Source organism: Enterovibrio nigricans DSM 22720 (assembly GCF_900167155.1).
Lineage (GTDB): Bacteria > Pseudomonadota > Gammaproteobacteria > Enterobacterales > Vibrionaceae > Enterovibrio > Enterovibrio nigricans.
On record NZ_FUXU01000177.1, the window covers coordinates 1 to 2,969 of the forward strand.

The following is a 2,969-nucleotide window of genomic DNA, read 5'->3' on the forward strand; positions in this document are numbered from 1 at the left end:
ACGACGAGGAAGGTGACACTAGATTGCCTGAAACTTAAAACTTTGCAACGGATCCTACGTTTTCGTTCCATTGGACTTCAAACCCCATTAAGTACTCACTGTTTCATATTAAAATATGCAGAAGAATACTTTTCAAATTCACAAACAAACGGCAGTCAATGGCTAGCTATTAATTCAGGTCGCTCCATTCTTGTAGGTTTTTTCTTACATTTTATTTTGCGGAAATACAAATGATACATACTATTATCATAGGCTAAGTAAGTTAATATAAGGATTAAGCCATGAGAAATTTTTTACTTTTTATAATATCTATTACCTCATTCTGCTCTTATGCAGAATGGAGTGATGATAGCAAAGATACAGTATCCTTTAGAGGAGTGATAAAGGATATTAGCGTTGGCCAGATAGATGGTTTCTCTTATTTTTGTATAGAGATAGATAGGATTGAAGCTGTAAATCAAAAGGCCTGTTCAGGGAAATCAAATGGTGGTATTTGGGGTAAAAGTTACGATACTTTATATAAACAAGCTCTGTTTTTTTATAGCACGGGGCAGAAGATTAAAATGGTTACAAGATCAGATATATGGAAGTATCAGCCTTTTGTTTCAGCCTATAGTTCGTATGTGATTACAGGGCTTTCGTCTTGCTCCGGCTCTGATGGGAAATGTTTTGGACCTGAGCACCCATCACCGCGATAATAAAAATAATCAATTCAACCAATTACTATATTTCCATTTTTAGCACATAATTAAATATCTAAAAGCAATATAATTAATTATATTGCTTTATTTTAATTATTAATGGATTTACATGCATTATAAATGCATACCCAATCATCTTGCACATGCAGGACTCATCAAATTCACCAGAAGGGAGGGTTTCAACATGCTCACTTCTTCGTTAACCTCTCTAAAAATAGAATCACTATTTCTGGTTAAATACCTTGAAGCACTTAGGCGCAATGAATTCAAAAATGTTCAAGTTGATTGAGTATATGAATGACAACCTTAAAAGGTAAATTATGAATATTAAGAAAAAAACGTATATTTTTTTACTAGGCGGTCTAGTGGGATTTTGTGCATACGCCAATAATTATCCTGGTTCTCACTTATCCTTATATGATGACGGTCAAGGATTGAATGGTAGATTTTCAGAGGTATCGAGAAATATAATTTACGAATGGCCTGATGCTAATATTGATTTTGAGCATCCTCCATATTTTTATTATCGAGAAGATAACATATCAAATTACAATAATAAATTTAAAGCAACGTTATTTATGGAGAATACAGATACTCACAAACAGTTTACTGGATTCTTCATTAGAACAAAAAGAGATGATGGTAAATTGTGTGTAATATCTACTGGACATACGATCTCCGATAGTTATCATGACTTATCGAATACTTCTGCCACCTTTGATATCGGATTACATTATAAAAGAGTATATGATGACCATGAAATTAAGTTTAGGCTATTTCATTCCCCATCTGTTAATTTTGACGTAGTTCGATCTATTAACAATCAAAACGGAACTGATATATCTCTTATGTTAATGCCATTTTCAGGCTTTCCCGTAGGTACATATAACTATACAGAGTTGGGTTATAAATTTTTAGAAGATAGTGTAGAAATTAGTATGGATGGATTAATAACTCATCATCATGCAAACGGATGGCCTCAAAATCAAACACTTTACAGTGATTCGGTAAATATTGAGCCCATAAATCACGAATTTGATATTAGTCATGGAGCAGGTGGTATATCTAATGGTTCTAGCGGAGGTGCTTTAGTACAGCATGATAATTTAGCTATTGGAGTTCTTACATCAGGAACAACCACTGAAGACATTTATGTATCCCTTACCCCATTAAAAGATGAAATATTAAAAAATTGTTTATCTTCAGAAGAAGATAAAACTGCATCATATGAAAACCCGAAAAGAAGCATATTTATAGCATCACAACTTCCTTTTGAACAAGTTAAAAATAACAATGGATTATCTCCCAAAGGAAGTGTTTTAAACGTTTCTGACACATTAAACTCGGCATTTAATGTATTGTATAGAAGTGGAGAGGACTCCGGATTTCTCTCTGGGCTTGCCAATGAAGGCGATATGAAGGTGATTATTTCAAACCATTTATCATCCTCGTTATATATTGGTCAAACGGTTTACATATATGAGGCTCACTTTTCAAATTACACATATAATATGTATAAAACAGCACTTAAACACAATGAAGACGATAAAAGAATACCTATAAGTGAAAAAATACTTATGGAAATCAATGAGGATAAACTATATGCTTTTAGTGATAAAGTAGAGCTATACGATATAAAATCATACTCGTCAATTACTAACACGGGAAGAGGCATAGTTATTACTGAAAAAGAATACCCAGATACATATAACCCAACAAAACAATCAGATTTTAATTACGAATTGTCATATGACGATAGCTCATCCCCTTCGTTTAACAAGCTGCCGTGGGTTTATCGAGGATTTGAAAATAGCAACAACACCGTTAACACAATCGTAATTCCTCCGTTATTATTTAACAGCTTTAAATATCCATATCTTTTTAGCTCTATCTATTAGATAAGTAACGAACTCATCCTGGCATTGGCATTGTTTTTAATGTCAATGCTACTTAAAAAACAAACGTTTCGAAATTAATTAGTATTTTAAGTAGAGGCTGAAATCTGTAGTTTTGATCGGTATCGTTGATCAAATGACTCACCTAATAGATTTACTGATTATTAAGGTTTTGTCGCAAAGATTGATTGGCATGTCACAGAGTTTATCTCCAGACACCATTACCCTGCGAACGTGTAGAAACGCTCGCAAGCTGTTTTCCCATCAACGTCTATCCGTTCGGCTCCGTTGCAAAGTTAGTAGAAGGCCGCTGAGACCCTAGGTTATCCTGAGTTAAAAAGTGAACTGATTTTCAATCAGGCACACTTCGCCC

General features: G+C 33.8%; 3 protein-coding genes. All 3 read left to right on the forward strand.

Translation table 11 applies throughout. The annotated features are described in order from the left end of the window. Positions 1-234, forward strand: a 234-nt coding sequence (locus B5D35_RS24655; RefSeq protein WP_212567567.1) for a hypothetical protein, incomplete at its 5' end; no start/stop codon positions are given. Positions 235-281: 47 nt separating this feature from the next. Further along, positions 282-698 carry a subtilase family AB5 toxin binding subunit gene (locus B5D35_RS23265; RefSeq protein ID WP_078754776.1) on the forward strand — a complete coding sequence of 139 codons (417 nt, stop codon included), beginning with the start codon at positions 282-284 and terminating at the stop codon, positions 696-698. Between the two features lie 323 nt (positions 699-1,021). After that, on the forward strand, positions 1,022-2,599 hold the full coding sequence (locus B5D35_RS23270; protein ID WP_078754777.1) for a hypothetical protein: 1,578 nt from the start codon (positions 1,022-1,024) through the stop codon (positions 2,597-2,599). The last annotated feature ends 370 nt before the right edge of the window (positions 2,600-2,969 follow it).